The organism is Kitasatospora sp. NPDC056446 (genome assembly GCF_042796115.1).
Taxonomy (GTDB): domain Bacteria; phylum Actinomycetota; class Actinomycetes; order Streptomycetales; family Streptomycetaceae; genus Kitasatospora.
In genome coordinates this window covers 84,441-102,526 of record NZ_JBHTRF010000006.1, presented here as the reverse complement: position 1 = coordinate 102,526, position 18,086 = coordinate 84,441, and the positions used below count along the sequence as shown (strand labels likewise).

The 18,086-nt window shown below is 73.1% G+C and carries 14 protein-coding genes; 6 read left to right on the top strand and 8 right to left on the bottom strand.

Annotation, left to right across the window (positions count from 1 at the left end):
* Positions 1 to 102 precede the first annotated feature (102 nt).
* On the bottom strand, positions 103 to 1,695 hold the full coding sequence (locus ACFQ6N_RS06200; RefSeq protein ID WP_380647254.1) for a PucR family transcriptional regulator: 1,593 nt from the start codon (positions 1,693 to 1,695) through the stop codon (positions 103 to 105).
* Between the two features lie 457 nt (positions 1,696 to 2,152).
* On the opposite strand from ACFQ6N_RS06200, the gene ACFQ6N_RS06195 reads away from it, so the two are divergent.
* The 6 genes from ACFQ6N_RS06195 to ACFQ6N_RS06170 all read left to right on the top strand — a co-directional run bounded on the left by ACFQ6N_RS06195 (position 2,153) and on the right by ACFQ6N_RS06170 (position 9,437).
* The gene (locus ACFQ6N_RS06195; protein WP_380647253.1) at positions 2,153 to 3,040 is read left to right on the top strand and encodes an FAD binding domain-containing protein; all 888 of its coding nucleotides are present in this window, start codon (positions 2,153 to 2,155) and stop codon (positions 3,038 to 3,040) included.
* Positions 3,037 to 3,525: a (2Fe-2S)-binding protein gene (locus ACFQ6N_RS06190; protein ID WP_380647252.1), complete on the top strand. Its 489-nt coding sequence runs from the start codon at positions 3,037 to 3,039 to the stop codon at positions 3,523 to 3,525. Before ACFQ6N_RS06195 ends, ACFQ6N_RS06190 begins: the two co-directional genes overlap by 4 nt.
* Positions 3,522 to 5,888 (top strand): xanthine dehydrogenase subunit D, encoded by a 2,367-nt coding sequence (gene pucD / locus ACFQ6N_RS06185; protein WP_380647251.1) that lies wholly within the window; start codon positions 3,522 to 3,524, stop codon positions 5,886 to 5,888. Before ACFQ6N_RS06190 ends, pucD begins: the two co-directional genes overlap by 4 nt.
* A 329-nt stretch (positions 5,889 to 6,217) precedes the next feature.
* Entirely contained in the window at positions 6,218 to 7,699 is a 1,482-nt protein-coding gene (locus tag ACFQ6N_RS06180; RefSeq protein WP_380647250.1) for an NCS2 family permease, read from the top strand.
* Positions 7,700 to 7,833: 134 nt separating this feature from the next.
* Positions 7,834 to 9,048 carry an XdhC family protein gene (locus ACFQ6N_RS06175; RefSeq protein WP_380647248.1) on the top strand — a complete coding sequence of 405 codons (1,215 nt, stop codon included), beginning with the start codon at positions 7,834 to 7,836 and terminating at the stop codon, positions 9,046 to 9,048.
* Positions 9,049 to 9,134: 86 nt separating this feature from the next.
* Complete coding sequence (locus ACFQ6N_RS06170) at positions 9,135 to 9,437, top strand: hypothetical protein (RefSeq protein ID WP_380647247.1); 303 nt, start codon at positions 9,135 to 9,137, stop codon at positions 9,435 to 9,437.
* A gap of 54 nt (positions 9,438 to 9,491) precedes the next feature.
* Here the strand turns inward: ACFQ6N_RS06170 and ACFQ6N_RS06165 are convergent, their stop codons facing one another.
* From ACFQ6N_RS06165 to ACFQ6N_RS06135, 7 genes are all read right to left on the bottom strand, one after another.
* Complete coding sequence (locus tag ACFQ6N_RS06165) at positions 9,492 to 10,112, bottom strand: LysE family translocator (RefSeq protein WP_380647246.1); 621 nt, start codon at positions 10,110 to 10,112, stop codon at positions 9,492 to 9,494.
* A gap of 54 nt (positions 10,113 to 10,166) precedes the next feature.
* Entirely contained in the window at positions 10,167 to 11,921 is a 1,755-nt protein-coding gene (locus ACFQ6N_RS06160) for an SDR family oxidoreductase (RefSeq protein ID WP_380647244.1), read from the bottom strand.
* Positions 11,918 to 12,859 carry a M24 family metallopeptidase gene (locus ACFQ6N_RS06155; protein WP_380647243.1) on the bottom strand — a complete coding sequence of 314 codons (942 nt, stop codon included), beginning with the start codon at positions 12,857 to 12,859 and terminating at the stop codon, positions 11,918 to 11,920. The genes ACFQ6N_RS06160 and ACFQ6N_RS06155 overlap by 4 nt, the downstream gene beginning before the upstream one ends.
* A gap of 13 nt (positions 12,860 to 12,872) precedes the next feature.
* Entirely contained in the window at positions 12,873 to 13,979 is a 1,107-nt protein-coding gene (locus ACFQ6N_RS06150; protein WP_380647241.1) for a PDR/VanB family oxidoreductase, read from the bottom strand.
* A gap of 196 nt (positions 13,980 to 14,175) precedes the next feature.
* Positions 14,176 to 15,093 (bottom strand): metal-dependent hydrolase, encoded by a 918-nt coding sequence (locus tag ACFQ6N_RS06145; protein WP_380647239.1) that lies wholly within the window; start codon positions 15,091 to 15,093, stop codon positions 14,176 to 14,178.
* A gap of 202 nt (positions 15,094 to 15,295) precedes the next feature.
* Entirely contained in the window at positions 15,296 to 16,075 is a 780-nt protein-coding gene (locus tag ACFQ6N_RS06140) for an IclR family transcriptional regulator (protein WP_380647238.1), read from the bottom strand.
* 403 nt (positions 16,076 to 16,478) lie between these two features.
* Positions 16,479 to 17,939, bottom strand: coding sequence for a catalase (locus ACFQ6N_RS06135; protein WP_380647237.1), 1,461 nt, complete (start codon positions 17,937 to 17,939; stop codon positions 16,479 to 16,481).
* Between the last annotated feature and the right edge of the window lie 147 nt (positions 17,940 to 18,086).

Genomic DNA, 18,086 nt, shown 5'->3' with positions numbered 1-18,086 from the left:
CCGACGGCCGTACGACGGGGGCCCGCCGCGAATCACTTCGCGGCGGGCCCCTCGCGTTCCTGCGCCGGAAGGGCGGCCCCGGCGTGCGGGGCAGGCGTGCCGTCAGGCCAGTTCGAGCGCCAGGTAGAAGTCCACCCGGTCCTCCAGCCGGGAGAGGTCACGCCCGGTCAGCTCCTCGATCCGGCCGATCCGGTACCGCAGGGTGTTCACGTGGACGTGCAGCTGCGCGGCGCACCGGGTCCAGGAGCCGTCGGAGCGCAGGAAGGCCTCCAGGGTGCGGACCAGGTCCGCCTGGTGCTCGATGTCGTACGCGATCACCTTGTCCAGCAGCCGGCTGCGGAAGGCCCGGCGGACCTCGTCCGGGACGGCGGCCAGCAGCAGGACGTGCGAGGCCAGCTCCTCGGGGCCGGCGACGCAGACCCGGCCGACCCGGGAGGCGGCGATCCGGCGGGCGTGCCGGGCCTCCTCCAGGGCGCCGCGCAGGCCGCCGGCCTCGGAGGCGGGGGCGGAGACGCCGAGGGTGATCCGGCCCTCCGAGCCGAGCCCGGCCTCCAGCGGGGCGAGCAGGTCGCGCAGGGTGTCGGCGGGCACCGGGCTGTCCAGGGCGGGCAGCACCACGACGGCGCCGGTGCCCGTCCCGGCGACCAGGGCGCGGTCGCCGGCGGTGCCGAGCGCCTCCTCCAGCACGGCCCGGACGGCGCCCTCGGGCAGGCCGGTGCCCTCGGCGCTGAGCACCAGCCAGGAACCGTCCTCCACCGGGGACTTGGGGTCGGGGCTCTCGTAGCGGGCGGCCATCGCCGAGGAGGCGTAGAGGGTGCGGCTGATCTCGGCGGGGTCGGCGTCGCGGCGCAGCAGGGCGAGCACCTCGTCGGCGAGGCGGCGGCGCAGCCGGCGGCCCTCGTCCCGGCGGTGGCGCTCGGCGGCGACCAGCCGGGCCAGGTTCTCGGCGAGCTGCTGGCGCTTGGTGGTCCATTCGGTGATGTCGCCGGCCACCGCGAGCATCCAGTCGGCCAGCGGCACCTCGTGCTCGGCGGAGGCCGCGGCGGGCAGCAGCGAGTAGGCGCCGACGGCCAGCCGGGCGCGGTGCGGGGGGCGGCGGCGCTGGCGCTGGGCGGCGAGGTGGGCGCGCACCAGCTGGTCGCGGTCCTCGGCGGTGAGCCGGTCGACCGGGCCGGCGATCACCGCGCCGGTGGGGGCGAGCACCCAGCAGTCCAGGTCGAGGTCGCCGCCGAGCAGGTCCAGTACCGCGTCCAGGCCGCCGCCGCCGGCCGCCGAGACCAGCAGCCGGTGCCGGTCCACCAGGGCGGCGAGGTCGGCGGCGCGGTCGGCGGAGACCTGGCGGCCGATGAACTCGGTGACGGTGCCGAAGGCGATGTCGTCGGGGACGGCCAGCAGCGGCATCCGGTGCCGGCGACAGGCCTCGACCAGGTCGTCGGGCACCGGGCCGACCTCGGCCTCGCCGGCCGCCAGGGCGACGGCGCCGCCGGCCGAGATGGTCCGGACGAAGCGCTCGGAGTCGGCCGGGACGGTGCGCCAGAGCATGCCGGTGAGCACCAGCTCGCCGCCGTGCAGGTAGCGGCCGGGGTCCTGCAGGTCCGTCGTCATCACGCCGCTGACCTGCCGGTCCAGCTCTTCCTCGGCCGCGAGCAGGCGCAGTCGCGGGGCACCGGGGGCGAGCAGGTCACGGACGCGCATCCGAGGACTCCTTCGGGCGGGATCGGGGCGATCGGTGGGATCGGGGCGGGATCGGGGCGGGATCGGGGGAGATCGGACGTGAGTCCGGGGCGGAACCCGGGAAGGTAACCGGGAGTCGGGGCGGGAATCGGATCGGGAAGGAGGTCGGGTGGGAGACCGGGTCCTCGGTCCGGGGGACACAGTGTGCCCGAACATCCGTGCTCGGTGTTACGTACCAGCGGGCGGTCGGCCCACGGGTCCGTAGCCCCTCCGTCACAGCCGGATTACGGTCGTAGGTAGCACCCGGTGAACACCTGGGCTGCGGGATTCCGCTCCTTAGAGGAACGTACAGGATGCCGGGCGGGACCACAGCCGGGGCTTCATGCCATCGGTGACTGCCAGTGGGCCGCGTCACAGGGGTTCACTGGGCGACACGCCGCCGGACACCCGGCCGGCGAAGACTTGAGGAGACACCCGCATGGAGTTCCTTCGGCCCGCCACCTGGGACGAGGCACTCGCGGCGAAGGCTGAGTACCCGACCGCACTGCCCATCTCGGGCGGGACGGACGTCATGGTCGAGATGAACTTCGACGTGCACCGGCCATCCGCGATTCTCGATCTGAACCGCATCACCGAGCTCACCGAATGGTCCGACGACGGCAGCGTCGTGAGGCTCGGCGCCTCGGTCCCGTACACCCGGATCATCGAGGAGCTGTCCGGCCCGCTGCCCGGTCTCGCCCTGGCGGCCCACACCGTCGGCTCGCCGCAGATCCGCAACCGCGGCGGCGTCGGCGGCAACCTCGGCGGCGCCTCCCCGGCCGGTGACGCCCACCCCGCGCTGCTGGCGGCCGGGCGGGACGTGTTCGTCGAGGCGGCCTCGGTGCGCGGCACCCGGATGATCCCGATCGACGACTTCTACGTCGGTGTGAAGCGCAACAGCCTGGCGGCCGACGAGCTGATCCGCGCCGTGCACATCCCGGTGGCGGACGGGCCGCAGCAGTTCTCGAAGATCGGCACCCGCAACGCCATGGTGATCGCGGTCTGCGCGTTCGGCTTCGCCCTGCACCCGAAGAACGGAACCGTGGGCACCGGGATCGGTTCGGCCGCCCCCACGCCGCGCCGCGCCGTCGAGGCCGAGGAGTACCTCCAGGGCGTGCTCGCCGAGCGCGGGCTCTGGGAGTCCGGCGACCTGCTGGGCGCCGAGGTGGTCCAGCGGTTCGGCGAGCTGGTGAAGGCCGCGGCCTCGCCGATCGACGACGTCCGGGGCACCGCCGACTACCGGCGCCACTCCCTGGCCGTGATGGCCCGCCGCACCCTCACCTGGTGCTGGAACGACTACGGCAAGCAGATCAGGAGCGCGGCATGAGGGTCACTTTCACCGCCAACGGGAAGCCCGTCGAGGCCGACGACGTGTGGGAGGGCGAGAGCCTGCTCTACGTCCTGCGCGAGCGGGTCGGCCTGCCGGGTTCGAAGAACGCCTGCGAGCAGGGCGAGTGCGGCTCCTGCACCGTCTACCTGGACGGCGTCCCGGTCTGCTCCTGCCTGGTCGCGGCCGGCCAGGTGCAGGACCGCGAGGTCCGCACGGTCGAGGGGCTGAGCGAGGAGAACGGCGAACTGGGCCTGGTCCAGCAGGCGTTCATCGACGCCGGCGCCGTCCAGTGCGGCTTCTGCACCCCCGGCCTGCTGGTGCAGACCGATGCCCTGCTGGAGCACGACGCCCAGCCGAGCGACAACGACATCCGTGAGGCGCTGTCCGGCAACCTGTGCCGCTGCACCGGCTACGAGAAGATCATGGACGCGGTGCGGCTCGCCTCGGCCCGCAAGTGCGCCGGGAAGGCTGGTGGGCAGTGACCACGCGGACCATTCAGGGCCAGAAGAACCTCCAGAACATCAACCAGGCGTCCAAGGACGGCATCGGCGGCTCGCCGCTGCGCCCGGACGGCAACCTCAAGGTCCGGGGCGAGTTCGCGTACTCGTCGGACATGTGGCACGAGGACATGCTCTGGGGCATGGCGCTGCGCTCGCCGCACCCCCGCGCCACCATCCTCTCGGTGGACATCTCCGAGGCGCTCAAGGTGCCCGGCGTCTACGCGGTGCTGACCCACGAGGACATCCCCGGCTCGAAGTACTACGGCCTGGAGATCAAGGACCAGCCCGCCCTGGCCATCGACAAGATCCGGTACCACGGCGAGGCGATCGCGCTGGTCGCCGCCGACCACCCGGAGACGGCCCGCCGCGCGGTGAAGAAGATCGTGGTCGAGTACGAGGTGCTCACCCCGATCGTCACCGAGGAGCAGTGCCTCGACCCGGAGACGTACGGCTACGTGCACGAGCCGCACGAGTACAAGTCGCACGCCTACGGCAACATCTGCCACGAGCAGCGGCTGGTCTCCGGCCTCGGCGTGACCGACGAGGTGCGGGCGCTGGCGGACGTCATCGTCAGCGGCGACTACGAGGTCGGCATGCAGGACCAGGCCTTCCTCGGCCCCGAGTCCGGCCTCGCCGTGCCCGCCGAGGACGGCGGCATCGACCTCTACATCGCCACCCAGTGGCTGCACGTCGACCGCGAGCAGATGGCCCCGGTGCTCGACCTGCCCGAGGAGAAGGTCCGGCTCACCCTGGCCGGCGTCGGCGGTGCCTTCGGCGGCCGCGAGGACATCTCGATGCAGATCCACGCCTGCCTGCTGGCGCAGCACACCGGCAAGCCGGTCAAGATCGTCTACGCCCGGGACGAGTCCTTCTACGGCCACGTGCACCGCCACCCGGCGCGGATGCACTACGAGCACGGCGCCACCCGCGACGGCAAGCTGGTCTTCGCCGACTGCCGGATCGTGCTCGACGGCGGCGCCTACGCCTCCGCCTCGCCGGCCGTGGTCGGCAACGCGGCCTCGCTCGGCCACGGCCCCTACGTGATCCCGAACGTCGGGATGCACGCCATCGCGCTGTACAGCAACAACCCGTCCTGCGGCGCGATGCGCGGCTTCGGCGCGGTACAGGCCGCGTTCGGCTACGAGTCGCAGATGGACAAGCTGGCGGCCGAACTGGGCATGGACCCGGTGGAGCTGCGGCAGCTGAACGCGATGTCGGAGGGCGACTTCATGCCCACCGGCCAGCGGATCGACTCGCCCGCCCCGGTGGCCGAACTGCTGCGGCGCGCCAAGGAGATGCCGCTGCCGCCGCCGCTGGACACCGAGCACCTGGACGTCCGTCAGCTGCCCGGCGCGCTGTCCAACACCTCGCACGGCGAGGGGATCGTCCGCGGCGTCGGCTACTCGGTCGGCATCAAGAACGTCGGCTTCTCCGAGGGCTTCGACGACTACTCCACCGCCCGGGTACGGCTGGAGGTCATCGGCGGCGAGCCGGTCGCCATGGTGCACACCGCGATGGCCGAGGTCGGCCAGGGCGGCGTCACCGTGCACGCCCAGATCGCCCGCACCGAGCTGGGCGTCGAGCAGGTCACCATCCACCCCGCCAACACCGAGGTGGGATCGGCCGGTTCGACCTCCGCGTCGCGCCAGACCTACATGACCGGCGGCGCCGTGAAGCTGGCCGCCGAGGCGGTCCGGCGGGAGCTGATCGAGAAGGGCCGGCGGCGCTACGGCTGGAGCCACCGGGACATCACGCTGGCCGGCGGAAAGGTCGTCTCGGAGAGCGCCGGCGTCCTGGTCCCCATGGTGGACCTGCTCGGCGACGAGGCCATCGACCTCACCCGCGAGCACCACCACCGGCCCACCGAGGCCTTCGACAAGGAGACCGGCCAGGGCTTCGGCCACGTCCAGTACACCTTCTGCGCCAACCGCGCGGTGGTGGACGTGGACGTGGAGCTGGGCCTGGTCAAGGTGGTCGAGCTCACCGCCGTCCAGGACGTCGGCAAGGCACTCAACCCGCTGTCCGTGGTCGGCCAGATCCAGGGCGGCTGCACCCAGGCGCTCGGCCTCGCCGTGATGGAGGAGATCATCGTCCGGGACGGGAAGGTGCGCAACGCCTCCTTCACCGACTACCTCATCCCCACCATCCTGGACACCCCGCCGATCCCGGTGGACATCCTCGAACTGCCCGACCCCCACGCCCCGTACGGGCTGCGCGGGGTCGGCGAGGCACCGACCGTCTCGGCGACACCGTCCATCGTGGCCGCCATCCGCAACGCCACCGGCCTCGCGCTCAACCGGATCCCGGTCCGGCCGGAGCACCTGACCACCGAGCGGCCGAGCTGAGCGCCGGGCCGGCACCGGTCGGTGTGCGACCGGCGCCGGCCCGGCGTCGAAGAACCCGGCTGAACGACGAACCACCCACCTGACGCCGGGAGTTCACACGTCCCGGGGCGGCGACCGTCTTCCCCGCCGCCCCGGGTGCACCACCCCACACCCGCTGCCCCACCCACGCCGGGGTTCAGCAGCGGTGCACACCACCCTCCACGCACCGCCGGCACTCCCCCCTTTTCGAGTGCCTCCACGTGAGTCGATACGTCCCCCTACGCCGCTTCGTTGACCGGCAGTCAGGTCGGCTCGCCCACCCCAACCCCCTTTGACACTTGGGAGTGGACATGCCCAGGATCCCCACGGAGCCCGGCACCACCGAAGACAGACCCGCCGAGGACGACCTCCACCCGTCGCCCCCGGCAGCACGCCCGAACAGCGCCCTCGACGCCTACTTCAAGATCTCGGCCCGGGGCTCGACGCTCGCCAACGAACTGCGCGGCGGCCTCACCACGTTCATGGCGATGGCGTACATCATCCTGCTCAACCCGCTCATCCTGAGCGGCGCGGACGTCACCGGCGTCAAGCTGGACCCCGCGGCGCTCACCACCGCCACCGCCCTGGCGGCGGCCGTCACCACCATCCTGATGGGCCTGGTCGGCAACGTACCGCTCGCCCTCGCCGCCGGCCTCTCGGTCTCCGGCGCGGTCTCCGCGCTCGTCGTCCCGCACACCACCTGGGCGCAGGCCATGGGCCTGTGCGTGATCTACGGCCTGCTGATCGTGCTGCTGGTGGTCTCCGGGCTGCGCGAGAAGATCATGAACGGCATCCCGCTGCCGCTCAAGCACGCGATCACCATCGGCATCGGCCTGTTCGTCACCGTGATCGGCCTCTACAAGGCCGGCTTCATGCACACCGGCGGCCCCACCCCGCTGTCGCTCGGCCCGACCGGTGAACTGGCCGGCTGGCCGGTCCTGGTCTTCTGCGTCACGCTGCTGACGATCTTCGTACTGATGGCCCGCGGCATCCGCGGCGCGATCCTGATCGGCATCGCCGGCGGCACCGTGCTCGCCGTGATCGTCAACAAGGCCGCGCACGTACCCGCCGCCGCCTGGAAGAACTCCGTCCCGGTGTGGCCCGGCAGCCCGGTCTCCGCCCCCGACTTCGGCCTGTTCGGCCACGTCGACCTGTTCGGCGCCTTCGGCGGCCAGGGCATGGGCGCGATCAGCGCCTCGGTCGCCGTGTTCACCCTGGTCCTGGCCGGCTTCTTCGACGCGATGGCCACCATCATCGGCGTCGGCACCGAGGCCGGACTCGCCGACAAGCAGGGCCGGATGCCCGGACTGTCCAAGGCCCTGTTCATCGACGGCGCCGGCGGCGCGGTCGGCGGCCTGGCGGGCGCCTCCGGCCAGACCGTCTTCGTCGAGTCCGCCACCGGCGTCGGCGACGGCGCCCGCACCGGGCTCGCCTCGACCGTCACCGGCGCGCTGTTCGCGCTGATGCTGTTCTTCTCCCCGATCGCCGGGATCGTCCCGGTCGAGGTGGCCTCCGCCGCCCTGGTCGTGATCGGGTCGATGATGATGAGCCAGGCCCGGCACATCGACTGGTCCGACCGCGAGGTCGCCATCCCCGCCTTCCTCACCTGCGCGCTGATGCCGTTCACGTACAGCATCACCGCGGGCGTCGCGGCCGGCGTCATCTCGTACACGGTGATCAAGGCCGGGGTGGGCCGCCGGCGCGAGCCCGGCGTCCTGATGTGGATCCTCACCGTGGTGTTCGTGGCGTACTTCGCGATCACGCCGATCAAGTCCTGGCTGGGCGTGCACTAGCCGCCGGGAGTGCACCGGCGGCGCCGCCCTCCCGCCGCCACCACCGCCCCCGGGCGGTACCGCCGCCGTCCGGGATCGTTTCCCGTACGGCGGCGTCCCCCGCTACTGTCGAAACCGTGTAAGGAGCCACCGCCATGCAGGACATCGCCGAGCAACTGCAGGCCTGGCACGCGGCCGGGCGCGCCTTCGCCGTGGCCACCGTGGTCGGGGTCTCCGGCAGCGCCCCGCGCGACCCGGGGGCCGCCCTGGCCGTGGACGCGGACGGGGAAGCCGTCGGCAGCGTCTCCGGCGGGTGCGTCGAAGGCGCCGTCTACGAGCTGTGCCGGGCCGCGATCGAGAACGGCGAACCCGTGCTGGAACGCTTCGGGTACAGCGACGAGGACGCCTTCGCCGTCGGCCTGACCTGCGGCGGAGTCCTCGACGTGTTCGTCCAGCCGGTGGTGCCCGGCGCCGACCCCGGCCTGGACGCGGGGATCGCGCACATCGCCGCGGGGACCCCGGTGGCCCTGGCCCGGGTGGTCGCCGGGCCCGGCGGGCTGGTCGGCGCCGCCCTCGCGGTCACCGCCGACGGCGTGTCCGGGGCGCTCTCCGTCGGACCGTCCACCGTCGGCGGCCTGGAGCGGGCGATCGTCGCCGAGGCCCGCGCCATGCTGGAGGCCGGACGCACCGGCCGGCTCGTCCTCGGCCTGGACGGGCGGCCCTGCGACGAACACGAGCAGGGCACCGTCACCTGCTTCGTCGAGTCCTACGTGCCCGCGCCCCGGATGCTGGTCTTCGGAGCGATCGACTTCGCCGCCGCCGTGGTGCGGATCGGCAAGTTCCTCGGCTACCACGTCACCGTCTGCGACGCCCGGCCCGTCTTCGCCACCACCCGCCGCTTCCCCGAGGCCGACGAGGTCGTGGTCGACTGGCCGCACCGCTACCTGGACTCCCAACTCGACCGGCTGGACGGCCGCAGCGTGCTCTGCGTCCTCACCCACGACGCCAAGTTCGACATCCCGCTGCTCGAACGCGCCCTGCGCCTGCCGGTCGGCTACGTCGGAGCGATGGGCTCGCGCCGCACCCACCGCGACCGCGAGGCGAAACTGCGCGAGGCCGGGCTCGGCACCGCCGAGATCGCCCGGCTCCGCTCCCCCATCGGCCTCGACCTCGGCTCCCGCACCCCCGAGGAGACCGCCGTCTCCGTCGCCGCCGAGATCATCGCCCACCGCCGGGGCGGCAGCTGCCTGCCGCTGAGCGCCGGGGACGGACCGATCCACCACGACCTCGCGGCGGCACCCGGCCACGACGGGCCGGCCGCCCCCGGCGAGGCCCTGCCCCCGGCCCCCGCGCGGACCCACGCCGCCTGAGCCCCGGCGTCACGTTGCGTGGCCGCCGGGGCGGCGGGAGGCTGGAGTTGCGGACTCACCGCGAGCCCGGGGAAGGAGCGGGGACCATGCGTGCCCTGCTGGAAGTCACCCTCGACACCGAAGCCTCCAACAAGCTCATCGCCGACGGCACGGTCGGCCCGACCCTGGAAGGGGTCATGGGCCAACTCAAGCCGGAGGCCGCGTACTTCTTCGCCCGCGACGGCCGGCGGACCATGCTCTTCGTCGTGGACGTCACGGACGAGCCCTCGGTGGTCACCGCCTGTGAGCCGTTCTGGCTCCAGCTGAACGCCGACGTCCGGCTGACCATCTGCATGAACGCCGACGAACTGCGCGAAGGGCTGTCCCGGCTCGGCCGTCAGTCCGCCTGACCCGGCCACCGGTCCGTCCGGGCCGCTGCCCGGACGGCTGTCCGGCCCGCCCGATCAGTCGCTCAACGCCAGCTTCACCCCGAAGCCCACCACGACCGCGCCGGTCACCCGGTCCATCACCCTGCGCGCGGCCGGCCGGCGCAGCCAGCCGCGCAGCACCTGGGCGAAGCCCACCAGGACCGTCGACCAGAGCATCCCCTCCACCACGTGGACGCAGGTCAGCGCCACCCCGGCGGCGAAGTGCGGGGCACCGGCGGGGATGAACTGCGGCAGCACCGCCACGTAGAAGACCCCGACCTTGGGATTCAGCAGGTTGGTCAGCGTGCCCCGCCGCCAGCCGTAGCCGAACCCGCCCTCCGCGGGCTCCTCCTCGGCCGCCGCCCCGGCACCCCGGCTGCGCAGCATCCCGACGCCCATCCACACCAGGTAGGCGGCGCCCGCCCAGCGCAGCACCTCGTACGCCACCTGCGAGGCGGTCAGCAGCGCCGTCACCCCCGCCGAGGTCAGCGTCCCCCAGATCAGCGTCCCGGTCTGGATCCCGAGCACGACCCCCCAGGCCTGCCGCCGCCGCCCCATCGCGGACGTCCGCAGGACCAGCGCGGTGTCGAGGCCGGGCGTCAGTGTGAGCAGCCCCACGACGAGGGCGAAGGACCACAGAGCCGTTGTCATCTCCATGGGCCTCGATGCTCTCACAGGCCCGTCGGGGTCGGTCAGGCGGCGTTCACCTGATCACGTGACGTTGAGGCGGGCGGCGAGGCGGAGGAGGCCGGGGCTGAGGCGGGAGAGGAAGCGGGCGGCCTTCGCCTCGGGGGTGACCGGGACGACGGGCTTCCCGGTGCGGACGGCGGAGAGGATGGCGGCGGCCACCTTCTCCGGGGGGAAGCCGCGGCGGGCGTACAGCCTGGCGGCGCGGGCCTGCTTGGCGGCCTGCTCGTCGGCGCTGGTCGCGGAGAAGGTGGAGGTGCGGGTGATGTTGGTGTTGACGATGCCCGGGCAGATGGTGGAGACGCCGATGCCGTGGTCGACGAACTCGGCGCGCAGGCAGTCGGAGAGCATGAACACCGCGGCCTTGCTGGTCGCGTAGGCGGTGAGCGCCTTGGAGGGCAGGTAGGCGGCGGCCGAGGAGACGTTGACGATGTGGCCGCCCCCGCCGGTGTCCGCCATCAGGGTGCCGAACGCGCGGCAGCCGTGGATCACGCCCCAGAGGTTGACGTCCAGGACGCGCTGCCACTCCTTCTCGGTGGTCTGCAGGAACGTCCCGGAGTGGCCGATGCCCGCGTTGTTGACCACCACGTCGGGCACCCCGTGCCCGGCGGCGACGCTCTGCGCGAAAGCGTCCATCTGCGCGCCGTCGGAGACGTCCACCCGGTAGGCGTGCGCCACCGGGCCGATCAGCGAGGCGAGTTCGGCGGTGCACTCGGCGGCCGCGAGGTCGAGGTCGCAGACCACCACCCGGGCGCCCTCCTCGGCGAAGGCGAGCGCGGTGGCCCGTCCGATGCCGCTGCCGCCGCCGGTGACGACCACCAGCCGGCCGTCGTCCGGGGCGGATCGGTCCTGCGCGGCCGCGTCCGCGTCCGTGCCCTCGTGCCCGGGCTCGTTGCGGGCGGCGAACCCGCGGATCATGCCGGCCACGGTGGCCCCCTTCTCCAGCAGCGCCGACCAGTGGCCGGCGTGCAGCGTCCTACGGGTCAGCCTGGGCACCCAGCGCTCCAGCCCCTCGGAGAGGTAGGTACCGACGTAGCGGTCCCGGGTGAGGGTGACCAGCTGGACCGGCACCTCGGTCGTCCGCTCACGCGGACTGCCCATCACCGGGCGGAAGTTGGCCCGGTACAGCTCGATGCCGCGGACCGCGTCGCGGCGCAGGCTGGGCTGCGGGTGGTCGGCGCGCGGCGTGACGTGCTCCAGGTCCCGCAGCACCCTCGGCCAGGCCCGGGCGAGGCCGAGGCGCCAGATCCCGGGCGCCAGGAAGGGCAGGTGGAAGGCGGTGATGTACCAGGAGTGCAGGCCCTGGTGGAGCAGCTGCTTCAGGTGGCGCGGGGTGGGGCGGCGCAGCCGGTGGCGCAGCCAGAAGCCCATGTGGTCCAGGCTGGGGCCGGACATCGTGGTGTACGAGGCGATCCGACGTTCGGCACCGGGGGTGGTGGCGGCCTCCCAGGACTGGATCGAGCCCCAGTCGTGGGCGACCAGGTGGACCGGGCGGTCCGGGCTGACCGCGTCGGCGACGGCGAACAGGTCCTCGGCCAGCAGCTCCAGCCGGTAGCCGTCCCGGTCCGCGGGGACGCCGGACTCCCCTGCGCCGCGCACGTCGTAGCGGACCACGTGGTGGTCGCGGGCGAGGTCGGCGGCGATGTCGTCCCAGACGGCGTGGGTGTCGGGGTAGCCGTGGACGAGGAGGACGGTGGGGGTGTCCGGGTCGCCCTGCTCGAAGACGGCGAGCGGCAGGCCGCCGGAGTGGACGGTCCGGCGGCGGGTCGGGGTCGTCATCGGGTGGCCTCCAGGGCGGTCGGCTCGGTGGTCGTCGGGTCGGCGGGCGTCGGCTCGGCGGCTGCGACTGCGGTCGGCTCGGCGGCTACGGCGGTCGGCTTGGCTGCTGCCGCCGTCCAGCGGTGGACGTGGGGCAGGTCGTCGTCGAGCCAGTAGGCGTCTTCCTCGGTGACCACCAGCAGCTCCTCGAACTTGATGCCCACCCCGCGGAAGCCGATGTGCGGCTCGACCGCCCACAGGCCCGGGGTGGGGGCGTGCCGGGACGAGCGGCCGTCCGCCCAGAGCGGGGACCGGCCGTGCAGGCGCTCCGCGACGAGCTCGCGGCCGAGGGTCTGCAGGGTCCGCACGCCGAAGCCCAGGACGTTCACCCCGGCCGGGCCGCGGGTCACGGTGCGGGTGACCTGGTGGCCGATCACCCGGCCCGGGTAGACCTGGTGGCGGTTGTCGTAGCCGTGCGCGGCGAGCTGCGCGTCCACCGCCGCGTACACCTCGTTCAGCGGCTTGCGGGCGCGCACCTCGGCGAGGATCAGCTCGCGGTAGACCCGGAGGTCGGCGGCGAGGCGGTCCCAGACCCGGTTCTCGCCGACCTTCCCGCCGTAGCCGATGTCGGCGGTGTAGCCGTCCACGACGGGCGCGCAGTCCAGGACGTACGGCATGCCTTCCTCCAGGCGGCGGTTGCCGGCGAAGAACTGCAGCGGGGTGTGGAAGTGCCGGAAGGCCGTGCGGTCGCCGAACCAGGCGAAGGGGACGTGGAAGAAGTCCTGCACCCCGGCGGCGACCAGGCGGCGGCGCAGCTCGGCGGTGGTCTGCCGCTCGGTGACACCGGGCTCGATCCAGGCGGCGACCTGTTCGGCGCAGTGGTAGGCGAGTTGCTGGGTCTCGCGGAACCGGGCGAGGTCGCGCTCGGTGTAGCGGAAGGCGGGGGTCGCATTCGCCATCGAAGGGCTCCTTCTAGAGGTCGAGCACGAGGGTCTCACCCTCGGCGGCCCGGGAGACGCAGGGCAGCAGGGCGCCCGCGGCGCGCTGTTCGGGGGTGAGGCGGCGGTCCCGGTGGTCGGGCCGGCCGGCCAGCAGGCGGACCTCGCAGGTGCCGCAGAAGCCCTGGTGGCAGGAGTACGGGAGGTCCGGGCGGGCCTCGCGCAGTACGTCCAGGGCGGAGCGGTCGGCGGGCACGTCGAGCGTCGGTCCTTCGGTGCCGAGGCGGACGGCGAAGGGGGCGCCGCCGGTGACCGGGGCGGCGCCGAAGCGCTCGAAGTGCAGGGCGGCGGCCGGCCCGCCGGGCGCCGCCGGGGCGCCGTCCAGGGCCCGCTGCACGGCGGTCAGCATCGGGGCGGGCCCGCAGCAGTAGACGGCGGCGCCGCGCGGGGCGTGGGCGAGCAGTTCGGCGCCGGTGGGGACGCCGCCGTGCTCGTCGTCGGTGCGCAGCACCACACGGTGCGGGTCGAGGGCGCGCAGCTCGTCCGTGTACGGGAGGGTGTCGGCGCTGCGGCCGACGTGCACCAGGCGCCAGTCCAGGCCGTGCCGCTGGGCCTCGCGGGCCATCGGGAGGAGGGGGGTGATGCCGATGCCGCCGGCCAGCAGGAGGACGGCGGGCTCGGCGCAGAAGGCGAAGCCGTTGCGGGGGCGGCGGGCGGTGAGGCGGGCGCCGGGGTGCAGGGTGTCGTGGACCTCGACGGACCCGCCGCCGCCCTCGGGCAGTCGGCGAACGGCGATGCGGTAGCTGCCGTGGTCGGCCGGGTCGCCGCTGAGGGAGTAGTGGCGCTCACGGCCGGAGGGCAGGGTGAGGCGCAGGTGGGCGCCGGGCTGCCAGGCCGGCAACGGGCCGCCGGAGGGGTCGGCGAGCCGCAACTCGACGACGTCGGCGGCGAGTCGGCGGCGCTCGGTGACCACCAGTTGCAGGGCCGGGGTGGGGCGGCTGAGCGGACGGCGGGGGTTGCGGCGCAGCAGGGGGCCGCCGAGGGCCGGGGAGTAGCGGTCGCCGAAGGCGGTGAGCCGGCGGAGGAAGCCGTCGGCGCGGGGACGGCCGTAGAGGTCGGGGGGCGGGGTGAGCAGGTCCATCCGGCGGGGTCCTTGGCGTCGGGAGGGGCGGGCTGGCGGCGGGGCGGGCGGGTCCTGCGGGGCGGGTGTCAGGTTTCGGGTTTCAGGTTTCAGCGAACGGATGACAGGTTTCAGATGACAGATAACGTCATCTGTTATCTGTCATCTGTTATCTGTCGGCTGAAACCTGTCGGCTGTCGACTTCGGCCGTCGGCCGTCAGCCCCGCCCGGCGGCCGCGCGGGCGGCCGGGGAGGTGGCGAGGTAGCCCAGCGCCTGACTGGAGGAGCCCTCCTGGGTCGGGTGGTAGCCCGGCCGCAGGTACCGCAGCCCGGAGCGGAGCGACTTGAGCGGGTCCGGCAGCAGGCCCCGCTTGGCGATCCGCCCGGCCTCGCGCCAGGTGGGCTTGAGCCGCCCCTTCAGGGTCGGGTCGGCGGCGAGCAGGAAGCGCGCGCCGCGCACCCAGAGGTGGACCAGCAGCGGCCCGGACACGGCCATCCCCCGGACCCGCCGGAAGTAGCCGGGGTCGAGGTGGACCATCAGGTCGTAGGCGACACTGCGGTGCTCGACCTCCTCGGCGCCGTGCCAGCGCAGCAGGTCGAGCATCGTCGGGTCGGCCTCGGCCCGGTCCAGGCCCGGCGAGTTGAGGGCCCAGTTGCCGAGGAAGGCGGTGAAGTGCTCGATGGCCGCGATGAAGGCGACCCGCTCGATGATGTTCTCCCGCTGCTGCGCCGGCGTCAGCCCCGGCTTGTCGCCCAGGACCCGCCGGAACAGCCAGGAGATCTGCCGGACGTACGGCTGCGGGTCGAGCCCCTGGCCGAGCAGGTGGTCGAGGACCTCCTGGTGGGCCTCGGCGTGGATGGCCTCCTGTCCGATGAACCCGAGGACCTCCTCGCGCAGTTGCTCGTCGCGGATGAGCGGCAGCGCCTCCTTGAACACCTTGACGAACCAGCGCTCGCCCTCGGGCAGCAGCAGGTGCAGCACGTTGATGACGTGGGTGGCCATCGGCTCGTCCGGGATCCAGTGCAGCGGCAGTCGGCTCCAGTCGAAGCTGACGTCGCGGGGTTCCAGGACGAGGCTGTCGTGCACGCTCGCGGCGGGGGCGGCGAGGGCGGGGACGGGGGTGGTTCGGGGCATGGCAGGCCCTCCTGACCTGGGGGCGGCGGCTCGGCTCAGGGAAACGTACTCGCGGGTAGCGGTCGGGACAAGGGTTTCGGCGACTCCTATCGACATCGAGTCTAATAAGTGATGTGCACCGCGCCGCACCCCGGGAAACACGCGGGCCCCGTCGGATCCCGAGATCCCGACGGGGCCCTGCACGCGGCACACGACCGTACGGTCAGACCGCCATCGCCAGCATCAGCGGTGCCGCCCGGGCCGCCAGCAGCTCGGCGGCGGCCTTCAGCTTGTGGATGTTGCCCACCGGCATCGAGGTGGCCAGGCAGCCGACCGTGCTGCCCGCCGTGATCGGCACGGCCGCGCACACCGTGCCCAGCGCGTACTCCTGAATGTCCAGCACCGGCACCGTGGCCGGCTGCCGCTCCAGCCGATGCATCAGCTGGTCGGCGTCGGTGACGGTGCGGGAGGTGAGCCGGGCGATCGGGTGCCGGGAGAGGTGGTCGCGCCGGGCGTCCGCGTCCAGCTGGCCGAGCAGGCACTTGCCGATCGCACTGGCGTGCGCGGTGGCCCGGAAGTCCACCCACTCCTGCACCGCGGGCGCGTAGTCGGCCGCCGCGACCGCTTCCACCGACAACTCGCCGTCGTGGTACCGGGTGAAGTAGACTGCGGCACCCAACTCGTCCCGGAGTTCGGCGAGTTTGCGGTCGAGTCGGGCCTTGACCAGCTGTTCCCGGTTGTACTGCCCGAGCAGGGCGAAGGTGCCGCCGAGCACCCAACCGCCGTCCTGGCACTGGAGGTAGCCCTCGATCTCCAGGATCTCGGCGAGCCGGCGCACGGTGGGCAGTCCGAGCGAGGTCTCCCGGGCGAGGCCCACCAGGGTGGCGCCGTCGGGGTGGCGGTCGACCGCCTCCAGCAGTCTGAGGGCGTGCTGCAGGGAGGCGAACGGGCCCGTCGGGCCCTGGTCCAGTGCGGCGTGACGACCCGGGGCTGGTGTCGACATGTCGTCCCCTTCCGATGTCCCCCCACGGAGCGACCGCGGGCACGCACCAGCCTATCGACCCTGCGGCGCGGACGACTGCCGTCCGTGAATATCGGTGAACATTCCGTGGAGCAACCTCCGGTCGACCTGGGGATTCGCTACGGGGGTGCGGCCACCGACGATCCCACCCGCATCCGTCGTATCAACCTGAATCCACCCGCACCACCTGCATCCGCCCGGATCCGCCTGGATCCGCCGAAGTCGCCCACCGGGAACGGCGACGGGCCCCTCCCCCACTGCCCGGGGGGAGGGGCCCGTCGCCACGGCCGCCGGGTGCGGGCCCGGCGGCCGTGCGGGGGTGCGGCAGGTACGGCAGGTACGGCAAGGCGGGGCAGGCGGGCGCGCGCCCCGGCGTGACGGTCGGTCAGCCCTCGTCGCCCGCCCGCAGCTTGGTGACGGCCGCCGCCAGGCGGGCGCCGTACTCCTCGTCCGCGGCGTGGAAGTGGGCGAGGTTCTTCTCCACGACGTCGTCGCGCGTGACCTGCGCGAGGAAGCCCGCGATGTTGTCGATCAGGCGGGTCTTCTCCCCGGCCGACATCAGCCGGTAGAGCTCGCCGGCCTGGAAGAAGTCGTCGTCCTTGCTGTGGGCCGGCGTGGTGTAGGTGCCGGTGTGGCCGTCGACCTTGACCGGCGCGGCGAGCGCGTTGTCGGTCTGGGCCGGGCCGTCGTACGAGTTGGGCTCGTAGTTCTTGCCGCGGCCCGCGCCGTTGACGGCCATCAGGCCGTCCCGGCCGTAGTTGGCGGCCTCGGTGGCGCGCGGGGCGTTCACCGGCAGCAGGGTGTGGTTGACGCCGAGGCGGTAGCGCTGGGCGTCCGCGTAGGCGAACAGCCGGCCCTGGAGCATCTTGTCCGGGGACGGGCCGATGCCGGGCACGAAGTTGTTCGGCGAGAACGCGGACTGCTCGACGTCGGCGAAGACGTTCTCCGGGTTCCGGTTGAGCACCAGGCGGCCGACCTTGACCAGCGGGTAGTCGGCGTGCGGCCAGACCTTGGTGAGGTCGAAGGGGTTGAAGCGGTAGTCCGCGGCCTCGGCGACCGGCATCAGCTGGACGTAGAGCGTCCAGGACGGGAACACCCCGCGCTCGATGGCCTGGTGCAGGTCGCGCTGGTGCGAGTCGGCGTCGGCGCCGACCACCTCGGCGGCCTGGTCGCCGTCCAGGCTGCGGATGCCCTGGTTGGTCTTGAAGTGGTACTTCACCCAGTAGGCGTCGCCCTCGGCGTTGACCCACTGGTAGGTGTGCGAGCCGTAGCCGTTCATGTGGCGGTACGAGGCCGGGATGCCGCGGTCGCCGAACAGCCAGGTGATCTGGTGGGTCGAGGCGGGCGAGTGGGCCCAGAAGTCCCAGACGTTGTCCGCCTCCTGCACGCCGGTGTACGGGTCGCGCTTCTGCGAGTGGATGAAGTCGGGGAACTTGACCGGGTCCTTGATGAAGAACACCGGGGTGTTGTTGCCGACCAGGTCGTAGTTGCCCTGCTCGGTGTAGAACTTCAGCGCGAAGCCGCGCGGGTCGCGCACCGCGTCGCTGGCGCCCAGGTTGCCCGCCACGGTGGAGAAGCGCAGGAAGACCTCGGTGCGCTTGCCGACCTCGGAGAGGAAGCCGGCCCGGGTGTAGCGCGACACCTCGTCGGTGACCTCGAAGTAGCCGTACGCGCCGGAGCCGCGGGCGTGCACGACGCGCTCCGGGATGCGCTCGCGGTTGAACCGGGCCAGCTTCTCCAGCAGTTGCTGGTCCTGGATCAGCAGCGGGCCGTACTCGCCGGCCGAGGCCGAGTTCTGGTTGTCGGCGACCGGGGCGCCGGACTCCGTGGTCAGGATCTTGGACATGGAGGGTCCTTCAGGTGTCGATAAGGGCGGTGCGTGGAGAGTGGACTGACGTGCCGTCAGGCACTGCGCCTCAGGCGCCTCAGGCGCCGAGCAGGCGACGGACCGCCGAGCGGCGGCGGGCGGCGTGCTCGCCGTCGGAGCCGCCCG